The organism is Micromonospora sp. WMMC241, assembly GCF_027460165.1.
Lineage (GTDB): Bacteria > Actinomycetota > Actinomycetes > Mycobacteriales > Micromonosporaceae > Micromonospora > Micromonospora humi.
This window is the reverse complement of sequence record NZ_JAPZBF010000001.1, coordinates 3,299,072-3,321,294: the sequence shown is the minus strand read 5'-3', so window position 1 is coordinate 3,321,294 and position 22,223 is coordinate 3,299,072. Positions and strand designations below refer to the sequence as shown.

At 74.0% G+C, this 22,223-nt stretch carries 23 protein-coding genes; 15 read left to right on the top strand and 8 right to left on the bottom strand.

Translation table 11 applies throughout. The features are described from left to right. Window positions 1-59: 59 nt before the first annotated feature. From O7598_RS15395 to O7598_RS15385, 3 genes are all read left to right on the top strand, one after another. Entirely contained in the window at window positions 60-536 is a 477-nt protein-coding gene (locus O7598_RS15395) for a hypothetical protein (RefSeq protein WP_269692040.1), read from the top strand. 20 nt (window positions 537-556) lie between these two features. Continuing rightward, a complete protein-coding gene (locus tag O7598_RS15390) occupies window positions 557-1,159 on the top strand; it encodes a hypothetical protein (RefSeq protein ID WP_269692039.1) in 603 nt (200 codons plus the stop codon). Between the two features lie 95 nt (window positions 1,160-1,254). Next, window positions 1,255-1,887, top strand: a complete 633-nt coding sequence (locus O7598_RS15385) for a dihydrofolate reductase family protein (RefSeq protein ID WP_269692038.1) — start codon at window positions 1,255-1,257, stop codon at window positions 1,885-1,887. A gap of 5 nt (window positions 1,888-1,892) precedes the next feature. On the opposite strand, the gene O7598_RS15380 is transcribed toward O7598_RS15385, so the two are convergent. After that, the gene (locus O7598_RS15380; protein WP_269692037.1) at window positions 1,893-3,293 is read right to left on the bottom strand and encodes an acyl-CoA synthetase; all 1,401 of its coding nucleotides are present in this window, start codon (window positions 3,291-3,293) and stop codon (window positions 1,893-1,895) included. 351 nt (window positions 3,294-3,644) lie between these two features. Between O7598_RS15380 and O7598_RS15375 the strand changes: the two genes are divergently transcribed. The 6 genes from O7598_RS15375 (at window position 3,645) to O7598_RS15350 (ending at window position 7,631) form a co-directional block, all read left to right on the top strand. Then, window positions 3,645-3,944: a DUF5988 family protein gene (locus O7598_RS15375; protein WP_269692036.1), complete on the top strand. Its 300-nt coding sequence runs from the start codon at window positions 3,645-3,647 to the stop codon at window positions 3,942-3,944. Window positions 3,945-3,962: 18 nt separating this feature from the next. Beyond that, window positions 3,963-4,334, top strand: a complete 372-nt coding sequence (locus O7598_RS15370) for a VOC family protein (RefSeq protein ID WP_269692035.1) — start codon at window positions 3,963-3,965, stop codon at window positions 4,332-4,334. Window positions 4,335-4,428: 94 nt separating this feature from the next. Next, window positions 4,429-5,556 (top strand): CaiB/BaiF CoA transferase family protein, encoded by a 1,128-nt coding sequence (locus O7598_RS15365; protein WP_269692034.1) that lies wholly within the window; start codon window positions 4,429-4,431, stop codon window positions 5,554-5,556. Window positions 5,557-5,586: 30 nt separating this feature from the next. Next, window positions 5,587-6,009, top strand: a complete 423-nt coding sequence (locus tag O7598_RS15360; RefSeq protein ID WP_269692033.1) for a hypothetical protein — start codon at window positions 5,587-5,589, stop codon at window positions 6,007-6,009. Next, window positions 5,997-6,623 carry a hypothetical protein gene (locus O7598_RS15355; protein ID WP_269692032.1) on the top strand — a complete coding sequence of 209 codons (627 nt, stop codon included), beginning with the start codon at window positions 5,997-5,999 and terminating at the stop codon, window positions 6,621-6,623. The genes O7598_RS15360 and O7598_RS15355 overlap by 13 nt, the downstream gene beginning before the upstream one ends. Before the next feature lie 66 nt (window positions 6,624-6,689). Continuing rightward, window positions 6,690-7,631, top strand: a complete 942-nt coding sequence (locus O7598_RS15350) for an inositol-3-phosphate synthase (RefSeq protein ID WP_269692031.1) — start codon at window positions 6,690-6,692, stop codon at window positions 7,629-7,631. Window positions 7,632-7,661: 30 nt separating this feature from the next. On the opposite strand, the gene O7598_RS15345 is transcribed toward O7598_RS15350, so the two are convergent. After that, window positions 7,662-8,081: an ASCH domain-containing protein gene (locus O7598_RS15345; protein WP_269692030.1), complete on the bottom strand. Its 420-nt coding sequence runs from the start codon at window positions 8,079-8,081 to the stop codon at window positions 7,662-7,664. A 41-nt stretch (window positions 8,082-8,122) separates the two neighbouring features. Next, on the bottom strand, window positions 8,123-9,001 hold the full coding sequence (locus O7598_RS15340) for an alpha/beta hydrolase family protein (protein ID WP_269692029.1): 879 nt from the start codon (window positions 8,999-9,001) through the stop codon (window positions 8,123-8,125). A gap of 122 nt (window positions 9,002-9,123) precedes the next feature. On the opposite strand from O7598_RS15340, the gene O7598_RS15335 reads away from it, so the two are divergent. Further along, a complete protein-coding gene (locus tag O7598_RS15335) occupies window positions 9,124-9,642 on the top strand; it encodes a GNAT family N-acetyltransferase (protein WP_269692028.1) in 519 nt (172 codons plus the stop codon). A gap of 1 nt (window position 9,643) precedes the next feature. Here O7598_RS15335 and O7598_RS15330 read toward each other — a convergent pair whose 3' ends face one another. Together O7598_RS15330 and O7598_RS15325 are read right to left on the bottom strand one after the other, a co-directional pair. After that, window positions 9,644-11,332 (bottom strand): serine/threonine-protein kinase, encoded by a 1,689-nt coding sequence (locus tag O7598_RS15330; protein WP_269692027.1) that lies wholly within the window; start codon window positions 11,330-11,332, stop codon window positions 9,644-9,646. A 141-nt stretch (window positions 11,333-11,473) separates the two neighbouring features. Next, the gene (locus O7598_RS15325) at window positions 11,474-11,893 is read right to left on the bottom strand and encodes an MmcQ/YjbR family DNA-binding protein (RefSeq protein WP_269692026.1); all 420 of its coding nucleotides are present in this window, start codon (window positions 11,891-11,893) and stop codon (window positions 11,474-11,476) included. Window positions 11,894-12,056: 163 nt separating this feature from the next. On the opposite strand from O7598_RS15325, the gene O7598_RS15320 reads away from it, so the two are divergent. The 3 genes from O7598_RS15320 to O7598_RS15310 are packed head-to-tail and all read left to right on the top strand — an operon-like array spanning window position 12,057 to window position 15,474. Beyond that, window positions 12,057-13,172 carry a WD40/YVTN/BNR-like repeat-containing protein gene (locus O7598_RS15320; RefSeq protein ID WP_269692025.1) on the top strand — a complete coding sequence of 372 codons (1,116 nt, stop codon included), beginning with the start codon at window positions 12,057-12,059 and terminating at the stop codon, window positions 13,170-13,172. After that, a complete protein-coding gene (locus tag O7598_RS15315; RefSeq protein ID WP_091057768.1) occupies window positions 13,169-13,465 on the top strand; it encodes a MoaD/ThiS family protein in 297 nt (98 codons plus the stop codon). Before O7598_RS15320 ends, O7598_RS15315 begins: the two co-directional genes overlap by 4 nt. A 47-nt stretch (window positions 13,466-13,512) precedes the next feature. Further along, on the top strand, window positions 13,513-15,474 hold the full coding sequence (locus O7598_RS15310; protein WP_442929857.1) for a beta-propeller domain-containing protein: 1,962 nt from the start codon (window positions 13,513-13,515) through the stop codon (window positions 15,472-15,474). Between the two features lie 89 nt (window positions 15,475-15,563). Here the strand turns inward: O7598_RS15310 and O7598_RS15305 are convergent, their stop codons facing one another. After that, on the bottom strand, window positions 15,564-16,601 hold the full coding sequence (locus tag O7598_RS15305; protein ID WP_269692023.1) for a LacI family DNA-binding transcriptional regulator: 1,038 nt from the start codon (window positions 16,599-16,601) through the stop codon (window positions 15,564-15,566). Between the two features lie 153 nt (window positions 16,602-16,754). On the opposite strand from O7598_RS15305, the gene O7598_RS15300 reads away from it, so the two are divergent. Both O7598_RS15300 and O7598_RS15295 read left to right on the top strand, forming a co-directional pair. Further along, window positions 16,755-17,708: a LamG-like jellyroll fold domain-containing protein gene (locus tag O7598_RS15300; protein ID WP_269692022.1), complete on the top strand. Its 954-nt coding sequence runs from the start codon at window positions 16,755-16,757 to the stop codon at window positions 17,706-17,708. Window positions 17,709-17,734: 26 nt separating this feature from the next. Beyond that, on the top strand, window positions 17,735-19,837 hold the full coding sequence (locus tag O7598_RS15295; RefSeq protein WP_269692021.1) for a PQQ-dependent sugar dehydrogenase: 2,103 nt from the start codon (window positions 17,735-17,737) through the stop codon (window positions 19,835-19,837). A gap of 49 nt (window positions 19,838-19,886) precedes the next feature. Here O7598_RS15295 and O7598_RS15290 read toward each other — a convergent pair whose 3' ends face one another. Both O7598_RS15290 and O7598_RS15285 read right to left on the bottom strand, forming a co-directional pair. Then, window positions 19,887-20,561, bottom strand: a complete 675-nt coding sequence (locus O7598_RS15290; RefSeq protein ID WP_269692020.1) for a response regulator — start codon at window positions 20,559-20,561, stop codon at window positions 19,887-19,889. Then, window positions 20,558-22,192 (bottom strand): sensor histidine kinase, encoded by a 1,635-nt coding sequence (locus O7598_RS15285; protein ID WP_269692019.1) that lies wholly within the window; start codon window positions 22,190-22,192, stop codon window positions 20,558-20,560. The genes O7598_RS15290 and O7598_RS15285 overlap by 4 nt, the downstream gene beginning before the upstream one ends. Window positions 22,193-22,223 lie beyond the last annotated feature (31 nt).

Here is a 22,223-nt window from a genome sequence, read left to right as displayed (position 1 = left end):
CTCATGGCAACGCATCGACCACAGCCCTCGGCGGCACGCCGCCGTGGTTAGCATGGGCCGTGCCCGAGCAGCCGACGACCGACGACGCCACGCTCGCCCGCATCAACGAGGGCGTGCAGTTGCACCACCAGCAGGGTGAGCGGGCCGCCGCGCGCGACCTGTTCGCGCGGGTCTGGGACGACATCGGCGGTGAGCGGGGCGACCCGTTGCACATCTGCGTCCTCGCGCACGCGATGGCCGACGTGCAGGACGACACCCGCGAGGAACTGCTCTGGGACGAGCGGGCGCTCGCGGCGGCCGGCCGGCTCACCGACGCCCGGGTGGCCGAGTCGGGGGTGCCGCTGTCGGTGGCCGCGCTCTATCCGTCCCTGCACCTCAACCTGGCGGAGTGCCACCGTAGGCTCGGCGACCTCGACCGGGCCCGCGAGCACCTGCGGCATGCGGAGGCCGGGATCGGCGCGCTGGGCGACGACGGCTACGGCAAGCTCATTCGGGGCGGCCTGGACCGCCTGCGGCAGCAGGTGGACGTCGGCTAGTGCCCTGCGTCCTCAGGCTGGTGAAGCAGAAGCTCAACGGCAATGCGGGTAGCTGGCTCACCTATCACCTCGGTGACGACGAGGTCGGCTCCTGGCTGTTCCATCCCGAAGGAACCTCCTACACAGGTCGGTGGGCCGACGGCCGCGAGGCCGTGTGCTTCTCCGGGGTTCCTGAGGAACCGGGCTGCGCCGTCCTCTGCTTCGCACCACATCAGGGCGGCTGGGTCGCCGCCTGGAGGCGCACGCCCTGGACGGGGATCACCGTCGACCTGTCCCGCCCGGTGACGCGAAGCGGGGACGTGTGGCGCTTCGTCGATCTTGAACTCGACCTCTGGCATCGGCTCGACCGCGACACGCCGTCCGGCGCCGATCCTGGCCCCAGGATCAGCCGGCACGGCAGGACCGTCGGCATCGCCGACGACGACGACCTCGACGAGGCCGTCAACCGCGAATGGATCACCCCGGCCGAGGCCTCCCGCACCCGCGACGACGCACGGTACGTCGCCGACCTGATTCTCGACCAGGTCCACCCCTTCACGCAGGCCGCCTGGGAACACTTCGAGCAGGCAGTCGCCCGAGGACTGCCGGCTCCTCGACAACCGGGGAGAAGCCTCGCACCTTGAGGCGGGAGCCGCGGCTCGTGCGGTTGCGATGAGTTCGGCGGGGGATGGCGGTCTACCTTCCAACTGAGACGAACCGAACTCAACGGGAGCACCGCATGGGCGTGATCCAGATCGAGCTGTTCACCACCCTGGACTTCGTGGCGCAGTCGCCCGGCAGCCCGGACGAGGACCCGGATGGTTTCCCGTTCGGCGGTTGGCAGGCGCCGCTGCTGGACGAGGTCTCCGGCGCGCAGGTGATGAAGGCCTACCAGGGCACGGACGCCCTGCTGCTCGGCCGGCGCACCTACGACATCTTCGCCGCCTACTGGCCGCACCAGGAGGGCGGCGAGGACAACGAGATCGCCTCGCTCTTCAACCGCATCCCGAAGTACGTGGCCTCGCGCGGCCGGCCCGACCTGTCCTGGCAGGGCTCCACGCAGCTCGGCCCGGACCTGGTGACGGCGGTGCGCGAGGTGCGGGACCGGCACGAGAACGTGAAGGTCGTCGGGAGTGTGAACCTGGTGCAGACGCTGCTGCGGGAGAAGCTCTTCGACCGCATCGACCTCTGGGTGCACCCGATCGTGCTCGGCGTGGGCAAGAAGGTGTTCGACGGCGGCGCGGTGCCCACGAACGTCACTCTCCTCGAACCGCCGGTCGCCAACCCGAAGGGCACCGTCTACCTGCGCTACGGGCTCGCCGACGGCACACCCGCGACCGGGGACATGAGCGCGCCCGACCGGGGGGTCTGAGGCCGTCAGCCCTCGGTCAGCCGGCTCTTCTGCACCTTGCCCATGGCGTTGCGGGGCAGCGCGTCGACCAGCCGCACCTGCCGGGGTCGCTTGTGCACGGACAGCTGCCGGGCCACGAAGTCGATCAGCTCGGCCTCGCCCAGGCCGTCACCGACCACGTACGCGGTGATCTGCTGGCCCAGGTCGGGGTGCGGGGTGCCGACGACGGCGGCCTCCCGCACGCCCGGGTGGGCCAGCAGCGCGTCCTCCACCTCGCCGGCACCGATCCGGTAGCCACCGCTCTTGATCAGGTCGGTGGCGGCCCGGCCGACGATACGGTGCCAGCCGTCCGGTCCGACGGTGGCCACGTCGCCGGTGCGGAACCAGCCGTCCGCCGTGCGGGTCGCCGCGTCGGCGTCCGGCCGGTCGAGGTAGCCGTCGAAGAGCGTGTCGCCGCGCACCTGCAGCTCGCCCATGGCCTCGCCGTCGGGGGGCAGCGCGGCGCCACGCTCGTCCACCACCCGCGTGCCCACCCCGGGCAGCGGCACGCCGACCGTGCCCGGCCGTCGCGGCCCGTCGGCCCGGGCGCTCACCGTGATCAGGGTTTCGGTCATCCCGTACCGTTCGACCGGCCGGTGGCCGGTCAGGTCCGCGAGCGCGGCGAAGACCGGCTCGGGCAGCGCGGCGCTGCCGGACACCAGCAGCCGGGCGCCGCGCAGTTCCCGCGCCGCCGCCGGCTCCGCGGCGATCCGCGACCAGATCGTGGGTACGCCGAAGTAGAGCGTGCCGCCCGCGGCCGCGTACCGGTCGGGGCGGGGTCGGCCGACGTGGTGCAGCCGGCTGCCCAGGCGCAGCGGGCCGAGCACCCCGAGGACGAGCCCGTGCACGTGGAACAGCGGCAGCCCGTGCGCCAGCACGTCGTCCGGCGTCCAGGCCCAGGCGTCGGCGAGCCCGTCGAGGCAGGCGGCGATCGCACGGCGGGACAGCACCGCGCCCTTCGGTGCGCCGGTGGTGCCGCTGGTGTAGAGGATCAGCGCGGTGGCCGCCGGGTCCGGCTCGGCATGGCGGCTGTCCGAGCGCCGGGCCAGGTCGACCGACACCACCGGCGGGGCGGCGACGCCGTCCGGGCCGGGCGGCCCCAGCAGCACCTCGGCCCCGGAGTCGCGCAGGATGTGGTCGCGTTCCACCGGCCCGGCGTCCGGCGGCACCGGCACCACCGCCGCACCGGCGAGCAGCCCGCCGACCACTCCGACCACGGTCTCCAGGCTGGCCGTGGCGGACACCGCCACCCGGCGTACGCCGCGCAGGTCGTCGGCGACGGCGCCGGCCGCCCGGCGCAGCTCGACCCAGGACAGCGACCGGTCGTCGACGCGGATCGCGCCCGGACGCTCGTCGGTGGACTCGTCCAGCCAGGTCAGCAGCGGCACGGCGTCCCCTCTCGGGTCGGGCCGGCGCCGACCTCGGACGCCCCGACCGTAACGGCGTCCCCGAGCGGGCAGCCACCCCTACGGCGTGTCCAGCCCCTACCGCCCGGTGTCGCGTCACCGCCGGCGCGCCCGGTCCGGCCTCGGCGAACAGTTCGCGTTAGGGGGTGCCTAAGGGTTCTTTCGGAATTGTGACCCCGATTACGGTCGAATGGCACAGGAGATCGCCACCGGCCACCGGTGCAGGGCCATTCCTTCCGTCTCGGCGGAATGCGGCGGCGATCCGCTCGACAGATGCGTTCGGCGACTGCGCGCGCATGGCGAGGCTGAACGACGAGCGACGGAGGTCGTGTCATGACAGCTTCTATCAATCCCGCTCCGGCCGTCCGGGGCTCCTTCGTCGACGGCGACGACCGGAGCGCCTGGCCGGCCCAGGTGGGCGCCGACGCCGCGGGCGTCGTCGAGGCGGTGCTGGAGGGCGGGCCGGCGATGCTGCCGGCCGAGCTGCGCAACCAGCGGGTGTCCACGGTGGAATCCAAGATCAAGGTGCGCTACTACGGGGGCTACGAGCACTTCGAGCGGGACCCCGCGGTCACCCTCGACGGCGTGCCCACCGTGTTCCGCTGGACCGGCCGTACCCGGATCGCGGAGTGAGTGAGAGGCGGTAGGGCGATGGGCGTCGGGGAACTGCGCAACGATGCGCACCTGGCGGTGACCGATGTGGCCACTGTGGCCGCGTTCTACGCGGAGGTCTTCGAGGCCGTGCCGGTGCAGCGGGAATGCCTGCTGGACGGGCGGGTCGTGCACGCCGAGCTGGTGGTCGGCGACCACCGGCTGACGGTGAGCGAGTGGTCCGACCGGCCGGCCGAGAAGGGCGGGGACGTCCCGATGTCGCTCACGCCGACCGATCCGCACCTGCTCGTGCAGCGCGCGCTGGCCGCCGGCGCGACGCTGGAGGCGACGAACGGCGGCCCACCGGTGGGCGTGGTGCTGCGGGACCCGGCCGGCCTGCGCTGGGCGGTGCCCGGGGCGAACACGACCTAGTCCGCCGTCATCGACGGACGCCCCGCCGCCGGCGACGGCGGCGGGGCCGTCACGGCCGGTGCGGCGACGCGACCGGCGGGAGGAACAAGAACACATGTCGGGACCGTTGCGCGGGATGCTCATCGCCGACTTCTCCCGGATCCTCGCCGGGCCGTACGCGACAATGCTCCTGGCCGATCTCGGCGCGGACGTGGTCAAGGTGGAGGCGCCGGGCGGCGACGACACCCGCGACTGGCGTCCACCGGTCCGCGACGGCGTCTCCACCTACTATCTAGCGGTCAACCGCAACAAGTGGTCGGTGGTCCTCGACCTCGCCGACGCCGACGACCTGGTGCTGGCCCACCGGCTGGCGGACCGGGCCGACGTGCTGATCCAGAACTTCCGCCCCGGCGCGCTGCGCCGCTTCGCCCTCGACCACGACACGCTCACCGCCCGCAACCCGGCCCTGGTGTACGCGTCGATCAGCGGCTTCGGCGCCGCCGCCGGCGCGGACCTGCCGGGTTACGACCTCATGGTGCAGGCCGCCGCCGGCCTGATGAGCCTCACCGGGGACGCCGGCGGCCCGCCCTACAAGGCCGGCGTGGCCGTCCTCGACGTGATCGCCGGGCTGCACACCGCGATCGGGATCCTGGCCGCGCTGCACCACCGCGGGCGGACCGGCCGTGGGCAGCACGTCACCGTGGACCTGCTCTCGTCGGCCCTGTCCGGGCTGGTCAACCACGCCGCCGCGTACGTCTCCGGGGGAGTGACGCCGCAGCGGACGGGCAACGCCCACCCGAGCATCATGCCGTACGAGCCGCTGCCCACCGCCGACGGCGAACTGGTGGTGATCGCAGGCAACGACGCCCAGTTCCGTACCCTCTGCCGGGTCCTCGGGGTGCCGGAACTGGCGGACGACGCCCGGTTCCGCCACAACGCCGACCGCACCGCGCACCGCGACGCCCTGCGGCCGCTGCTGGTCACGGCGCTGGCCCCGCGCGGCAGCGCGGAGTGGTTCCGCGAGCTGCGCGCGGCCGGCGTGCCGTGCAGCCCGATCAACTCGGTCGCCGAGGGGGTGGCGCTGGCGCAGCGGCTCGGGCTCGACCCGGTGGTGACGGTCGGCGGCGTGCCGGGCGTCCGACATCCGATCGGCCTGTCGGCCAGCCCGCCCCGCTACGACCTGCCCCCGCCGGACCTGGACGAGCACGGCACCGAGTTGCGCGCCTGGCTCGCGGGGGAGTGAGAGCCGGCCAGGTCCACTACGATCGTCCCCATGTCCGTCGATGCCCTGCCGGCCCGGCCGCTGTTGGCGCGCACCGTGGCCGCGGCCCAACTCGCGCTGGTGCTGGCGTTCCTCGCCGTCGCCGCCCTCTGGCTGGCCCGGATGGCGGCGGCCGACGTGGGCCCGGCCGAGATGCGCAGCGGCGCCTACGACCCCAAGGATCTCGTGCCGTTCGGCATGCACGGCTGGAACCCCTTCATGTGGCTCTACGGCCTCACCGCGATGCTCTTCCTCGCCGGCCTGGTCAGCCCGCTGCTCGCCGGCTACGGCGCGCTGCTGCTGGCCCGGGACCGCCGGGCGCTGTCCGGCGCGCTGCGGGCGCTGCTGCTGGTCGGCGTGCTCGCCGGCCTCGTGGTCACCGTGCTGCGCTTCACGCCGGTCGGGGCGGACATGCAAGCCTGGTGGCTCGACTGAGCGGTGGCCCGCCCGACCCGGCCGCGTTCACCGACGCCGAGAACTGGACCGGCGGCTTCTACGAGCTGGCGATCGAGGTCGGCGACGCCGACGACGAGCGACTGGACCGTGCGCTGGGCGCGCTGTGGCGGGCGGCCGGCGTCCGGGGCTGCCACCTCGACCCGGCCCGGGAACCGGACGAGACCACGGTGGTGCCGCCCACCCGGTCGTCGATGGTCGCGTCGGACCACCTGTACGGCCGGGTCGACCTGCCCGGCGGCGCCCGGATCGTCTGCGGCGTCTTCGTCACCCGTGAGGATCGGGGCTCCGACTGGGTCGACTTCTACCTGCCGACCACCGCGCTGGCCCGGGTCGACGCGCGGGTGGGCGGCTTCCCGTTCTCCGACGACGGCGGGCCGCGGTCGCTGGACTGGCGCCGGCCGATCGACGACTGGCTGGCCAGGATCGGTGCCGAGATGTACGACGACGTCGGCTTCCGGCTCGGGCTGATCGGCTTCGAGGTCTTCGGCGACCCGGATGTCGAGGAACCGTTCGACCGTGCGGACCCGCCGCCGCACTTCGGCTACCTGTTCCCGGAGCCTGCGGGTGTGCGCTACGTCCCCGCGACGCGATGACGCGTCTTGTGTCCGGCGGCGGGCGCGGGGCGGAATCTGGGGCGGCCCGCGGGTAGCCTGCCCGGCATGATCGAGAGCGTGAAGGTCGCCGTCGTGGGCGTCGGGAACAACACCTCGGCGCTGGTGCAGGGCATCGACCTGCACCGGCGGACGGGGAGCCTGACCGGCGTCCGCCATCCTGAGGTCGCCGGCCTGGGCGTGGACGCGGTCGAGGTCGTCGCGGCGTTCGCCACCTCGCCGGTCCGCGTGGGCCGGGACCTGCACGAGGCGATCTTCCTGCCACCCAACAACTTCCCCCGCCTGGGCGCGGACCTGGCGCCGTCCGGTGTGCTCGTCGAGCGTGGCCTCGTCGACTCGACGGAGGTCCACCGGGTGGCCGACGCGCTGGCCGGAGCGGAGGTCCTGCTCTACTCGGCGCCGAGCGGCCGGCCGGCCACCGCACGCGCCTACGCCGAGGCGGCGCTGCTGGCCGGGGTGGGGTTCGTCAACACCACGTCTGACCCGGTCGCCCGGGACCCGGCACTGCTCGGACGGTTCACCGAGGCCGGCCTACCCCTGATCGGGGACGATCTGGCCAGTCAGTTCGGCACGTCCGTCGTCCACCACGCGTTGCTGCGCCTGTTGCAGGAGCGCGGCCTCACCCTGACCAGTTCCTACCAGGTCAACCTCGGCGGTACGGAGGACTTCCGCAACCTGGCGGAGCACCCGGACACGAAACACCGGTCCAAGTTGAACGCGCTGGGATCCGACCGGGTCCACCTGGCGCCCCTGGGCTACCTGCCGCACCTGGGATCGCAGAAGGTCGCGCACGTCAACGTCGAGGCGCAGGGCTGGGGTGGGACCGCGGTCAGCCTGGACCTGCGGTTGACGGTGCACGACCCGAGCGGCGCGGCCGGGGTGAACATCGACCTCGTCCGGATGGCCGCGGTGGCCCTGCGCGCGGGCCGAGGTGGGCACCTTCCCGAGGCGGAGTCCCTGCTGAAGTCGCCTCCGGGCACGGCGGTCTGAACGAGTTCGTGTCCGCTCCGCACGCCTCGGTCAGAGCGTCTCGACGAGCCGGAACCGCTCCAGAACGGCCGGCGTGTCGTCGTCGATCGTGAAAGCCGGGTCGCCGAGCCATCCCCGGTAGTCCGCGCCGTGCCAGTAGTTCTCGTGGCCGGCACGCCAGTCGGCCACCGACGCGTAGCCCTCGCCCTCGTCGCGGGCATGGTCGAGATCGACGTCGCCGATCCGGGCGACGCGGACCTCGACCAGTTCGATCACCGCCACCGGCCGGCAGGCCGAGTCGATCACCGCGAAGCGGGTGCCGACCTCCGGCATGGCCTCGCCCTCGATCTCGAGATCCTGGAGCAGCCCGGTCGTGCTGGTCTTCGTCCCGTCGAGCACGGCGGCGACCAGTTGGTCGCGCAGCGGCCCGGGGAAGGCGAACTCGTAGTGCGGCAGCTCGGCGGCGGTCATGGCGGGCAGCGTAGCGGCGGTGCCGGCGGCCGGCGACGCGTTTACCGGCCGGGCGGCAGCCGCCGGTCGAGCCAGCCGAGCAGGACGGCCTCGTACTGCGCGCTGACGCCGGCCAGGTCCTCGCGCTCGTCGAGCGTGGGCGCGTGGTCGCAGCCGGCCAGCCGGGCCACGGTCAGCTCGGCGTCGCGGGCCGCCCGCCGCCACACCGCGAGGCTGTCGTCGATCGGGGTCCACGCGTCGGTCTCGCCGTAGCAGAGCAGCACCGGGCCGGTCAGCCGGGCGAGGATCGGCGCCGGGTCGAAATCCATGTCGGCCCAGGTGCCGGGCGCGTCGGGCAGCACGCGGGGCAGGAACGCCAGCGGGAACCACGGCCGCCGCACCGCGGCGTCCAGCTCCGCCTGCGCCGTCGACCGGGGCACGTCGCCGCGCAGGAACCCCTCGGCGACCTCACGCAGCCGGGCCAGCTCGGCCAGGTCGGTCGGCCCGTAGCCGTGCCGGCGCAGCTGCTCGGCGGTGCCGTAGCGCATCTGGACCGCCGGGCTGACCCCGCTGGACCCGACCAGGACCAGGAAGTCGACCGGATTCCGGGTCGCGGTGAGCGCCGCCGCCCACGAGCCCTGGCTGAATCCCCAGAGCCCGACCGGCGCCGAGCCGACGTGCCGGCGCAGCTCGGTGAGCGCTGCGGCGGCGTCGTCGGCCTGGTCGGCCAGCGGCACGTCGTGACCGTCGACGCGAGGGCGGCGGTCGAAGCGCAGCACCGCGACGCCGACCGGCGGCAGCAGCCGGGCGAGGTGCTCATAGAGGAAGTAGGACCGCTGGTCGGCGTGCGAGCCGTGCAACACCACCAGACCGCCGCGGGCCGGCCCGGCCGGCAGGTCGAGCGTGGCCGGTAGGCCCGGCGCTCCGATGGTCGCCTCCATGGCGGGCAGTCAACCACGCCCGCGCCGGTCCCGGCCGTCCCGCCACCGCCGGGTCCGCGCCATGTCGGGGCGGCGGCCTGCGTACGCTGGCCCGGTACGCCGCCTCGACCGTGGAGAACACGATGCACATCCGCACCGCTCGACCTGCCGACGTGCCCGCCCTGGTCGACCTGATCCAGTCGGCGTACCGGGGGGACCGCGCCCGGGCCGGCTGGACCCACGAGGCGGACCTGCTCGACGGGCAGCGCACCGACCCGGAGATGGTGGCCGCGGCGGTGACCGGCCCGGGCGGCGTGGTGCTGGTGGCGGAGCGCGACGGCGGGCTCATCGCCTGCTGCCAGGTGGAGCGGCGCGACGACCACGCCTACTTCGGCATGTTCGCGGTCGACCCGCGGCACCAGGGCGGCGGGCTGGGCCGGGAGTTGCTGGCCGAGGCCGAGCGGTACGCCCGCGAGAGCTGGCACGCCGGCGAGCTGCGGATGACCGTGATCGTCCAGCGTGACGACCTGATCGCCTGGTACGAGCGGCGCGGCTACGTGCGTACCGGCGAGCTGAGCCCGTTCCCGTACGGCGACGAGCGTTTCGGCGTGCCGCGCCGCCCGGACCTGGCGTTCGAGACGCTGCGCAAGAAGCTGGGCTGACTCAGGCCCGGGTGCCTGCGCCGCCGTCCGGCGTCGCGGCGGTCGACTCCGCCGCCTCACCGTCGGGCGCGGTCGGTGGCGTCGTCGGCGGGTCGGGGTCGGTCGTTTCGGTCGGGTCGGCGGTGGGCCGGGGCGGTGTCGCCGACTCCGACGGTTCGGCGGACTTCGACGGGCTGGTGGACGGCGACGGCGTGGCCGACGGCGACGGGTCGGCGCCGCTCGCCGAGCCGGACGGCCGGGGATCGGCCGTGGGTGGGTCGGAGGCGCGTCCCGGCGCGCCGCTGGCCGGCGGTCCCTCGTCCCGTACCAGCTCGGTGGGCGGGGGTGCCCAGGGTCGGTCCGGGCCGGTCGCGGAGCGGGAGTCGCCGATGGTGACCACCGTGGATCGCCGGCACGGCACGCCGCCGATCGCGAACGAGTCGGCGACGGTCCCGGCGCGATCCGTCCAGGTGCCCCGCAGCGGCAGTCGTGTCGTGCCGGCCGGGTCCACCGCCACCGGCAGACGCACCTGGCGGCCCGACTGCCAGCGGTCGAGCGGCGCGGTGAGCTGTTGACCGGGCGGGAGTCGGAACGACAGCACCGGCTCGCCGGCCGGTCGCGGCCCGGTGACTTCGACGCTGACGTCGGCGCCGAACGTGCCGTCCGTCGCCCGGTCGGCGGACCAGGCGACGGCGCAACCGAACGGCGCGCCGGACGGCGGCTCCGCCGCTCCCTCGGCGGCGTCGCCGGTCGAGGAGAGCCCGGGCAGTTGGGCGGCGAGCACCGCGCCCGCCAGCACGACCGGCAGGCCGCCCACCAGCAGCGCCCGGCGACGTCGTGAGCGCGCGGACCCGGTGACCACCGTCGGCGGGAAAGCCGGAGGGCCGGCCACGGCGGGTCGCATCCGCGCCGGCGGGGTCGCGACGGTCCCGCCGAGCCGGTGGGCCACCTCCTCGGCCGTCGGCCGGTCCTCGACCTCGGGTGCCAGGCAGGCGCGACGCAACTCGTCGACCGCCTCCGGTACGCCGTCGACCGGGAGCGCGGCCAGGTGGTCCGGGCGCTCGGGCTGGTCGGGGCGCACCGGCGGGTGTCCGGTCAGGCACTCGGTGAGCAGTAGGCCGAGGGCGTAGACGTCGCTGGCCGGCACCGCGACCTCGCCGAGCAGTTGCTCCGGCGCCATGTAGCGGGGTGTCCCGCGGATCTCGCCCCGGCCGTTGACGGTGTCGGCGCCGACCGCGAGCGCGATACCGAGATCCACCAGCTTCGGCCCGGCGGGCGGGAGTAGCACGTTGCCCGGCTTGAGGTCGCGGTGCACCAGCCCGGCGGCGTGCACGGCGGCGACCCCGGCCGCGATCTCCGCGCAGATCCGGACCGCCTGAGACCAGTCCAGCGCCCCGTCGCGGCGCAGCGCGTCGGCGAGCGTCTCGCCCTCGACGTACTCCAGCACCAGGAACGGCAGCCGGCGCAACCCGGCGACTCGGGCCTCGCCGTAGTCGTAGACCATGGCCACGTTGGGATGGTTCAGCCGGGCGGCCGCCCGTGCCTCTTCCCGTACCGCGGCCCGCCACCAGCGGTCGTCGGCGGCGTCGGAGTCGAGCAGCTTCACCGCGACGGTCCGGCCGAGCAGTTCGTCGACGGCGCGCCAGACGGTCGCCGTTCCGCCCCGACCGATCTGATCGACCAGCCGGTAACGCCCCGCCAGAACCCGCACGCTCACCCCCCCCCGGACGGTCTCGTGGCCGCGTCGGTCCCAGCCCCGGGACCACCGCGGCGACCGGCCCGGGTTGCGGGCAGTGCTACCCCGCACACGGTAGCGGGAAACGGAGGTGCGCCGCATCCCCCGGCGGGTGGGTCAGCCGGGGGGATGCGGGCGCGCGACCAGCGTGACCAGCTTCTTGGGGGCGAGCACGCAGTAGCTCTCGGTCAGCAGTTCGGCGACCTCGGCCCAGTCGGTCTCGTCGTCGAGCGCCAGGCCGACCACGTCGGGGCCCCAGTCCGGCTTGAAGAACGGCGGGCCGGCGGCGACCAGCCCGGCGATCTCGTCGCCGGGGGAGCGGAACGTGAGCACGCAGATCGGCTCGTCGGTCCCCGCGGCCCGCGCGTACGCCGCCTGGTGGTCGGGGTCGACGGTGCACACGTGGGCGAACGTGCGCTTGCGGATCCGCCAGCGGGTGCCCACCCAGGCCGGCTCCTCGTAGGTCTCGGGCAGGCCGAGGCAGACCGGCCGCAGCCGGTCGAGGTAGGGCTGTGGGACGTCTCCGGGCCCGGTCATGCGCGCAGGCTAGCCGCACCCACCGACAACCTCCGGCGGCCGGCGCGGCGGCCTTGCCGCCACCGGCGCGGACGCCGATTGTCGTACCCGGGGAGTACGACAGCGATGAGTTTCGGCGTGGCGCACGGTCGGACCTGGTGAACGGTCGAACGGAGGACGAGACGTGACATCAACACGAGTACTTGTCGGCACGCGCAAGGGCGCGTTCATCCTGACGTCGGACGGCCGGCGCGCCGACTGGACGGTCGACGGGCCGCACTTCGGCGGTTGGGAGGTCTACCACCTCACCGGCTCCCCGGTGGAGCCGGACCGGCTCTACGCGTCGCAGTCCGGTGGCTGGTTCGGGCAGCTCATCCAGCGCTCGGACGACGGCGGCAAGAACTGGACGACGGTGGGCAACGACTTCGCCTACACCGGCGAGGTCGGCGACCACCTCTGGTACGACGGCACGCCCCGGCCCTGGGAGTTCAAGCGGATCTGGCACCTCGAGCCGTCCCGGCACGACGTGGACACGGTCTACGCCGGCGGGGAGGACGCCGCCCTCTACCTCTCCACCGACGGCGGCCAGAAGTGGTCCGAGCTGACCGCGTTGCGCCAGCACCCGACCGGCCCGAGCTGGCAGCCCGGCGCCGGCGGGATGTGCCTGCACACCATCATCCTGGACCCGGCGGACCGCGACCGGATCTACGTGGCGATCTCGGCGGCGGGAGCGTTCCGCAGTGACGACGGCGGCGCGAGCTGGCTGCCGATCAACAAGGGGCTGCGCTCGGGCGAGATCCCCGACCAGGATTCCGAGGTCGGGCACTGCGTGCACCGCCTCGCCCAGCACCCGTCCCGCCCCGACACGCTCTTCATGCAGAAGCACTGGGACGTGATGCGCACCGACGACGCCGGCGCGAACTGGCGCGAGGTCAGCGGCAACCTGCCGACCGACTTCGGCTTCCCGATCGCGGTGCACGCGCACGAGCCGGAGACGATCTACGTGGTACCGATCACCAGCGACTCGCTGCACTACCCGCCGGACGGCAAGCTGCGCGTCTACCGCAGCCGCACCGGCGGCGAGCAGTGGGAGCCGCTGACCAACGGGCTGCCGCAGGAGCACTGCTACGTCAACGTGCTGCGCGACGCGATGGCCGTCGACACGCACGAGGAGTGCGGGATCTACTTCGGCACCACCGGCGGGCAGGTCTACCACTCGGCGGACGGCGGCGACAGCTGGGCGCCGATCGTGCGCGACCTGCCGGCGGTGCTGTCGGTCGAGGTCCAGGTGCTGCCGTGATCCGGGTCGTGCTGCCGGCCCACCTGAAGAACCTGGCGCACGTCAGCGGCGAGGTCCGCGTCGAGGTCGCCGGGCCGCCCACTCAGCGTGAGGTGCTCGACGCGCTGGAGACCGCGTACCCGATGCTGCTGGGCACGATCCGCGACCGGCACAGCGGCGAGCGCCGCGCGTTCGTCCGCTTCTACGCCTGTGAGCTGGACCTGTCGAACGAGTCGCCGGATTCGCCGCTGCCCGAGGAGGTGGTCGCCGGCAAGGAGCCGTTCATCGTGCTCGGCGCGATGGCCGGCGGCTGATCCCCGGGCGGCGGAACCGCGCCCGGGGCGGCCGCGTCTGACGGTCCATGACTGGTGGCAGATCCCGGACCGTCGGATGGGCGACGGTCGCCGTGTTGACCCTGGCCGGCTGCACCACGCACGCACCCGCCGCGCCGCCGCCCCACGATCGGGGCGTGCCGGCGGGCGGCCTGCGGCTGGTCGCGTTCGACTCCTGCGACGAGGCGCTGCGGCAGCTCAGGTCCGCCGCGAAGGCGGCCGTGGGTCCGTGGGGTCTCGGCGCGGACGCCGGGATCCTGCCGTATGCGGCGGCCGAGCGGGCCGGCGCGGTCGGCGGGGCGGTGAAGGACGCGGCGGGCGCGCCGTCGGCGGGCTTCTCCGGCACCACCGTGCACGAGGCCGGGGTGGACGAGCCGGACCTGGTGAAGACCGACGGCCGGCGGATCGTCACGGTCTCCCGCGGCACGCTGTCCGTGGTGGACCCGGCGAGCCGTCGGCTGACCGGCCGGCTGGTGCTCGACCCGACGACCGAACAGCAGCGGTACGCCGGCGGTGAGGCCAACCTGCTGCTGCACGGCGACCGGGCGCTGGTGTTGCTGCCCGACCGGTGGGTCACCGCGCCGGGCGCGGCGAAGCGGCGCCCGGCGCCGGGCGCCCCCCAGGCCCGGCTGGTGCTGGTCGACCTCGCTGGCGCGCCGAGGATCGTCGGCGACTACCAGGTCGACGGGCACCTCGTCGACGCCCGGCAGGTCGGTGCGACCACCCGGGTGGTGGTCCGCTCCGCGCCGCGGATGGTGTTCCCGCAACCGGCGAAGGGCACGGACGCGCAGCGGACCGCCGCCAACCGGGCGGTGATCGACAAGGCGACGCTCGACGACTGGTTGCCCCGCTACCAGGTCCGCGAGGGCGGTCGCACCGCCTCCGGGCGGGTCGGTTGCGACCGGCTCAGCCGGCCCGCCGGCTTCTCCGGCGCGTCGCTGGTCACCGTGCTCAGCTTCGACCTCGGCGCGGCCGCTCTCGGCACGGGTGACCCGGTGACCGTGGCGGCCGACGGGGACACCGTCTACAGCAGCGGCCCGCGGCTCTACCTCACCAACGACAACCGTTGGCGGCTTCCGCTCCGGCCGGCGACCCGGGCGGCCGACTCCACCGAGATCTACCAGTTCGATGTCGGTTCAGGCACGCCGCGCTACGTCGCCGCCGGCACCGTGCCGGGCCGGCTGATCAACCAGTACGCGCTGTCGGAGTGGGACGGTCACCTGCGGGTGGCCACCACGACGGGCGGCGACCGGTGGGGCAGCGGCGACGACACCGTCTCGGGCGTGCACGTGCTGCGGACCGACGGCGCGCGGCTCACCGAGGTCGGCAAGGTCACCGGCCTGGGCAAGGGGGAGCGGATCTACGCGGTGCGCTTCCTCGGCCCCACCGGCTACGTGGTGACGTTCCGGCAGACCGATCCGCTGTACACGGTGGACCTGCGTGACCCGGTCGCGCCCCGGCTGACCGGCGAGTTGAAGGTCAACGGCTACTCGTCGTACCTGCACCCGGCCGGCGACGGCCGCCTGCTCGGGGTCGGGCAGGAGGCGACCGACCGGGGGCGGATCCAGGGCCTGCAGGTGTCGTTGTTCGACGTCGCCGACCCGGCCCGGCCGACCCGGGTCGCCCAGCACCATGTCGCGCAGGGCTGGTCCGACGCGGAGTTCGACCCGCACGCGTTCCTCTGGTGGGCGCCGGAACGTCTGGTGGTGCTCCCGGTGATGCGGCCCGGCGTGGCCACCGACCGGGCCGGCGGCGAGGGTCGCCGGGGCGCGCCGGGCGCCGAGGTGCTGGCGTTGCGCGTCGGCGCCGACGGGTTCACCGCGGTCGGCACGATCGCGCATCCGCCGTCCCTGGCCGACGGCGCGCAGTGGAGCATGCGGATCCGCCGCTCGCTGGTGGTCGACGGCGTGCTCTGGACCGTTTCCGACGCCGGCTTGAAGGCGACCGGGCTGACGGGCCTGACCACGCTGGCCTGGGTGCCCATGCCCTGACCCGCCCGGCGCGCCGGCTCTGGTCGCCAGCTCGGCGATGTGGCGGTGTCCCGGAGGGGGACCCGGCGACGTCCCCGAGCTGGTGTCGATCATGCCGGGGCAGGGGCCGGGCCGGTGGAGTCGCGGATGACCAGCGTGTGGCCGGTGGAGCGTCGGCGCGGTCGGGTGGCGCGGGGCTTCAACGCGAGTTGCAGCGCCATCCGGCCCATCTCGGTCATCGGCAGGCGCACGGTGGTGAGGCTCGGTGCCAGGTCGGCGGCGACCGACACGTCGTCGAAGCCGACCACGGAGATCCGGTCCGGCACCGGGATGCGCCGGGACCGCAGCACGGAGAGCACCCCGATCGCCATCGCGTCGTTGAGCGCGACGATCGCGGTGCTCTCCGGGTACGCGCCGAGGATCCGCTCGGCCGCCACCCGGCCGCCGTCGCGGGTGAAGTCGGAGTGCACCACCGACAGCGCGTCGGGGGAGTGCCCGGCGGCGGCCAGCGCGGCGGCCACGCCGGCGAGCCGGTCGGCCACCGTGGTCAGGCCGGGCGTGCCGGCCGCCACCGCGATCCGCCGGTGCCCGAGGCTGAGCAGGTGCGCGCCGAGGGCGCGGCCGCCTGCCTCGTTGTCCGGCACCACGGCGTCCACGCCGAGCGCGTGCCGCCCGACCACGGCCACCCGGCCGCCGCCGCGCTGGAACCCGGCCAGCTCGTCGCGGGCCTGCGCCTCGACCGCCGGGTCGTCGTAGCCGGAGCCGGCGATCAGGATGATGCCGACCCGCTGGGCGATGAGGTGTCGCAACTGGCGCAGCTCGTTCTCCGGGTCGCGGCCGGAGTGCGCGATCTGGACGAGCAGGCCCTGCTCGGCGGCGACCTCGATGACGCCGCTGGCGATCTCGGAGAAGTAGGGGTCGTCGATCTGGTGCACGATCAGCCCGACCGTGGAGGTGGCGCCGCCGGCCAGCGTCCGGGCGTAGGGGTTGGCGACGTAGCCCAGCTCCCGGGAGACCTCGCGGACGTGCCGGGCCAGTTCCTCGCTGACGCCGTCGCGGCCGGCCAGCGCGCGGGAGGCGGTGGCGAGGGAGACGCCGGCGCGCGCGGCGACGTCGGCGAGGCGCAGCCGTGGACCGGGTCGGGGCATCGACGAACTCCTGCTGGGGGCATTGATCCGCGCCGCGCTCTTGCCTGGGCGTGGGGACAAGCATAGGGTACGAAAGCGCTTACGTAAGCGCTTTCGCAGTTCGGTGATCCACCTTCGACACCACCTCACACCGACGAAGGGAGCACCACCACCGTGAGAAGACCTCGACGCCTCGCCGCCGTGACCGCCGTCGCGCTCGCGTCGGCCCTGGTCGCCGCCGCCGCCGGCCCGGCCAACGCCGGCCGGCCCGCCTCCGGCGACGTCCACCCCGCCCTCCGACCGCACCTGGTCGCCTCCTACGACTTCGACCACCCGGTGCCGGGCGACCCGGCGCTCGAGCGCGACCAGGGTCGCTCCGGCACCGAGATCGAGCTGGTCAACGGCGGCGCCGCCATGCGGGTGCGGGACCGCGCGTATCCGGGCAGCGGCCGGGCGCTGCAGACCCGGCAGGTCGCGCCGGACACCGCCGGCAACGACGACTGGAAGGCGGGCATCTGGTCCGCCGGCGGCGTGCGTACGCTGCGCCCGTTCGCCGCCACCGGCGGCACCACGGTGATGGGCTGGTTCAAGCGCGAGATGGACGGCCCGGCGCTCAACTCCACCACCGCCGACCCGACCGACCGCTACAACGCCATCGGGCTGGCCGGCGTGCTCACCGGCGACTCCGACGGGCACGGCGTCCGGGCGCTGCTCGAACTCATCGACGTGAACGGCGAGCTGCGCCTGGTCGCGCTCGGTCGACGCGTCGACGGCGGCGCCTCGCAGACGTTCGCCGCCCGCGAGGACTGGCGCACGCTGCTGCCCAAGGGGGAGTGGGTGCACCTGGCCGCCACGTACGACTTCACCCGCGGCACCATGGCCCTCTACCGCGACGGCCGGCCGGTCGACGGCTTCTACACCACCGCCGGCGACCCCTGGCAGCTGAGCGGGCCCGGCCCGCACCTCACCAGCGCCACCGACCCGCGCGGCATCAAGATCGGCGGGAGTTTCCCGCAGGACACCCTGGAACGCAACCCGTGCGACTGCCGGATGGACGGCCTGATGTTCCTCGACACCGTCGTGCCGGCCCGCGACGTCGCCGCGCAGTACCGGCTGATGAGCCGATGACCCGTCCCGTCGACAAGGAGAACCGCGTGTCCCACCACCGTGGCAGCGCCGGCCGGCTCCGCAGAGCCGTGTTCACCGCCGGCGTCACCGCCGCCACCCTCGTCCTGTCCACACTGGTCGGCGCGCCCGCGCGAGCCGCCGGCGCGGTCTACGACCCGATCCCGCAGACGCCCACCCAGTCCCGCCTCGGCCTGGTGCTCGAGGAGTACGCCAGCTTCCCGCAGTCCACCCCGAACCCGGTCCCGGTCGACAACCGTCTGGTCCGCAAGGCGCGGATCAACACCATCAGCGAGCTTCCGGACCGCTCCGGCCGCCGCGCGGTGCCCGACCTCAACGGCAACCTCTACCTGGTGCGAAACGGGGTGCCGCACGTCTACCTGGACGTGGCCGCCACCTTCGCGCCGCAGTTCTTCTCCGGCCGCGGCCTCGGCCAGGGCTTCGGATACGTCGCGTTCCACCCCGATTTCGGCCGCAACGGTCGCTTCTACACCATCCACACCGAGCAGGCGACGCTCGCCCCCCGGACGCCGGACTACGCCCAGCCGAAGACGATCTACCAGGCCGTCATCACCGAGTGGACGGCTACCGACCCGGCCGCCGACACGTTCGCCGGCACGCACCGGGAGTTGCTGCGCATCGGCTTCGCCGGCCAGATCCACGGCGTCCAGGAGATCAACTTCAATCCGACCGCGAAGCCGCGCGACCGCGACTACGGGATGCTGTACCTCGCCGTCGGCGACGGCGGTCAGGGCGCCGGCAACGGCGACCCGCAGAACATGGGCCTGCCGCACGGCAAGCTGCTGCGCATCGACCCGCGCGGCACCAACGCCCCCAACGGCCGCTACGGCATCCCCGCCGACAACCCGTTCGTCAAGCGCGCCGGGGCGCTCGGCGAGATCTACGCGGTGGGCTTCCGCGACCCGCACCGGTTCTCCTGGGACAAGGCCACCGGAAAGATGTACCTGGGTCACATCGGTGAGCACGCCGTCGAGTCGATCTACGAGGTGCGCGCCGGCGACAACTTCGGCTGGAGCGAACGGGAGGGCAACTGGGTCTTCGACAAGACCGCCACGAACCCGTGCGACAAGCTCTACCCGCTGCCCGCCGACGACGCGAAGTACGGCTACACCTACCCGGTCGCCGCGTACGACCATGACCCGCCCGCGGACTGGAACTGCACCTCGGACGTCGGGGTCGCGGTGGCCGGCGGGTTCGTCTACCGCGGCCGCACCCTGCCGGCGCTGACCGGCAAGTACGTCTTCGGTGACCTGGTCGACGGTCGCGTCCTCTACACCGAGGCCGACGAGATGCGGCGCGGCCGGGGGCTCGCCGAGATCCACCAGCTCGCGCTCTACACGCCCGCCGGTGACCTGGTCCGCATGCGGGACCTCTCCGCGCCCGGCGCGCCCGGCGACCCGAACCGCGTCGACCTGCGTTTCGGCACCGACGCGGCCGGGGAGATCTACCTGGTGGCCAAGGCCAACGGCAAGATCTGGAAGGTGGTCGGCACGAGGAAGGTGGCCGACGGCGATGTGGGCCGCACCCGGGTCAACAACACCGCGGGCGAGCGCAACTGGGCGCCGCGGACGCCGTCGAAGTGGCGGTTCGAGGGCAACCAGGTGATCCTCGCCGAGGCCGGCGACGCCCCCACCGGCCCGCGGCGTCCCTTCGAGTACGCGGTGCTGACCAAGGGCCCGGCCTGGACGTCGGTCCGGATCGATGCCAAGGTACGCCTGGACACCCCGGTCGAGGTGACCAACCGCGACGTGATCGTCGTGTTCGGCTGGCAGTCGGACACGCAGTACTACTACGCGCACCTCTCCACCGACAACACGATCTATCCGCACAACGGCATCTTCAAGGTCGACAACGCCGACCGCGAGCGCATCGACCACCAGTGGAACGGCCGCTCCCGGGGCGCCAACCCGGCGGTCACGGACGCGAAGTGGCACGACGTGCGGGTGGTGCACCTGCCCGCCACCGGCGAGATCGCCGTCTACGTCGACGGTCATAAGGATCCGTTGATGACCGCGAAGGACACCACGTTCACCTCCGGTCGGGTGGGCTTCGGCTCGTTCGACAACGTCGGTCGTACCCGGAACTTCACCGTGACCGGCAGGCCGGCCTGACGAACGCACCGGGTGGGGGCGGTGGCCGGACGGCCACCGCCCCCACCCGTCAGGACAGCCAGGCGTAGCGGCGTTCCGGGCGGCCGGCGGCGCCGTAGCGCAACGTCACCTCGGCCCGGCCGCTGCCGGAGAAGTGCTCCAGGTAGCGGCGGGCGCTGACCCGGGAGATGCCGACCCGGTCGGCGCACTCGCTCGCCGACAACGTGCCGTCGTGCCCGCGCAGCGCGCGTTCCACCAGGTCGGCGGTCTCCGCGCTCAGGCCGCGCGGCAGCGTCGGGACGGCGGCGACCGCCCCGCCTCGCGACAACACCCGGTCGACGTCGGCCTGGTCGGCGACGACCGCCGCGCGCAGCGCGCTGCGGCGCGCGGCGTACTGCTCCAGGCGGACCCGCAGCTCGTCGAAGCCGAACGGTTTGAGCAGGTAGTTGACCGCCCCGTAGCGGACCGCGCGGCGCACCGCCTCGGCCTCCCGGGCGGCGCTGATCACCAGCACGTCGCAGTCGTGCCGGGCGGCCCGGATCCGGGTGACCACGTCCAGGCCGAACATGTCGGGCAGGTAGAGGTCGAGCAGGATCAGGCCCGGGCGCAGCCGGTCGATCTCGGAGACCGCCTCCTCGCCGGTGCTGGCGGTGCCGACCACCCGGAAGCCGGGGACCCGCTCGACGAAGCCGCGGTGGATCCGGGCCACCATGAAGTCGTCGTCGACCACGAGTACGTCGATCATCGGGCCCCCTGCGGCGCGGTCGGGAACGTCGACATCCGGGCGGTGAACATGGCGCCCTCGTCGGTGTTCGTCACCGCCACCTCCCCGGCGCGCCGGTGGCACACCAGCCGGGTGAGCGCCAGGCCGATGCCGCGTTCCCCGCCCTCGGCGGCCTTCGTGGTGAAGCCGTGGGTGAAGACCTCGGTGGCGAGTTCGGGCGCGACGCCGGGCCCGCTGTCGCGGACCACGATCTCCACCGAGGCGGTGTCCTGGCGCAGCTCCACCTCGACCCAGGCCGGACCGGTGGCGGCGTCACCGGCCACCGCCTCGACCGCGTTGTCCAGCAGGTTGCCCAGCACCGTGGCGACGTCGGCGGCCACCTCGGGCGGCAGCCGGTCCAGCCCGGTGCGCTCGGAGACGCGCAGCTCCACCCGGCGCTCGGCGGCGGCCGCCGACTTGGCCATCAGCAACGCCGCCACGGCCGTGTCGTGGATGCGGCTGGTGATGGTCAGGTCGAGCGAGGCGCGGTGCCGGCTGAGCGTGTCGACGTAGCGGACCACCTCGTCGTGCTCGCCGATCTGGATCAGCCCGGAGATGGTGTGCAGCTGGTTGGCGAACTCGTGGGTCTGCGCGCGCAGCAGCTCGGTGGTGCTGCGGAACGAGCCCAGCTCCTGCTCCAGCCGGGCCAGTTCGGTGCGGTCGCGCAGCGTGGTGACGGAACCGAGCCGACGCCCGTCCTTGGTGACAGTCGTCCGGTTCATCACCAGCACCCGGCCACCCCGGACGACCACCTGGTCCGGTGCCGCGCCGCCGCCGGCCCCGGCCAGCACGTCCCGGAGCCGGCCGTTGATCCGCAGCTCGGCGAGGCTGCGGCCGAGGCAGTGCTCGGGCAGGTCGAGCAGGCGGCGGCCGACCGCGTTGACCAGGGTGACCCGGTGCTGCGGATCCAGCGCGATCACCCCCTCGGCGATGCCGTGCAGCAGCGCCTCCCGGTGCTCGGCCAGGCCGGCGATCTCGCGCGGCTCCAACCCCAGGGTCTGCCGTTTGATCCGGCGCGCCAGCAGCCAGGACCCGGCCACGCCGAGCGCGCTGGCGATGCCCAGGTAGGTGAAGAGGTACGACGACGCTCCGACCAGCCGCTGCCACCAGCTCGGCGACGCCTCGCCGATGACCACGACGCCGAGGTGCCGGCCCAGGTTCTCCTCCCGCGCGCCGAGCACCGGCACCTGGGCGACCAGCTCCCGCGACCGGCCCAACTCCAGCTCGCCGAACCAGCTGCGGCCCCGGGTCACCCCCGGGTCGCCGAGCACCAGTTGACCGCCCACGAGCGTCGGGTCGGTCGAGCTGACCACCCGGCCCCGGGCGTCGGCCACCGTCACCGAGGTGACGCCGGACTGGGTGAGCGTGTTCTGCACCAGCGGTGCGATCGCCTCGCCCGGCGCGGGCCGGTTGAGCCGGTCGCGCAGCAGCGCGTTGCCGGCGAGCTGTTCGCCGAGGGCGGCCACCCGGCGGCCCTCGACCCGGTTGAACGTCGCCGCCGACTGGGCCAGGGACACGGCGGCGACCGCCACCAGCACCACCAGGATGATGGCGAGCTGGAGGATCAGGAGCTGCCCGGCGAGCGTACGGCGCCGGGACGTGACCGCGACCACAAAGACCTCAACTTCCGCTGGTGACACAACG

Excerpts from the sequence above, each read along its gene's own strand:
- O7598_RS15385 (WP_269692038.1), top strand. The coding sequence starts at position 1,255 with ATGGGCGTGATCCAGATCGAGCTGTTCACCACCCTGGACTTCGTGGCG.
- O7598_RS15375 (WP_269692036.1), top strand. The coding sequence starts at position 3,645 with ATGACAGCTTCTATCAATCCCGCTCCGGCCGTCCGGGGCTCCTTCGTC.
- O7598_RS15370 (WP_269692035.1), top strand. The coding sequence starts at position 3,963 with ATGGGCGTCGGGGAACTGCGCAACGATGCGCACCTGGCGGTGACCGAT.
- O7598_RS15365 (WP_269692034.1), top strand. The coding sequence starts at position 4,429 with ATGTCGGGACCGTTGCGCGGGATGCTCATCGCCGACTTCTCCCGGATC.
- O7598_RS15360 (WP_269692033.1), top strand. The coding sequence starts at position 5,587 with ATGTCCGTCGATGCCCTGCCGGCCCGGCCGCTGTTGGCGCGCACCGTG.
- O7598_RS15350 (WP_269692031.1), top strand. The coding sequence starts at position 6,690 with ATGATCGAGAGCGTGAAGGTCGCCGTCGTGGGCGTCGGGAACAACACC.
- O7598_RS15345 (WP_269692030.1), bottom strand. The coding sequence starts at position 8,081 with ATGACCGCCGCCGAGCTGCCGCACTACGAGTTCGCCTTCCCCGGGCCG.
- O7598_RS15340 (WP_269692029.1), bottom strand. The coding sequence starts at position 9,001 with ATGGAGGCGACCATCGGAGCGCCGGGCCTACCGGCCACGCTCGACCTG.
- O7598_RS15335 (WP_269692028.1), top strand. The coding sequence starts at position 9,124 with ATGCACATCCGCACCGCTCGACCTGCCGACGTGCCCGCCCTGGTCGAC.
- O7598_RS15325 (WP_269692026.1), bottom strand. The coding sequence starts at position 11,893 with ATGACCGGGCCCGGAGACGTCCCACAGCCCTACCTCGACCGGCTGCGG.
- O7598_RS15310 (WP_442929857.1), top strand. The coding sequence starts at position 13,513 with ATGACTGGTGGCAGATCCCGGACCGTCGGATGGGCGACGGTCGCCGTG.
- O7598_RS15305 (WP_269692023.1), bottom strand. The coding sequence starts at position 16,601 with ATGCCCCGACCCGGTCCACGGCTGCGCCTCGCCGACGTCGCCGCGCGC.
- O7598_RS15290 (WP_269692020.1), bottom strand. The coding sequence starts at position 20,561 with ATGATCGACGTACTCGTGGTCGACGACGACTTCATGGTGGCCCGGATC.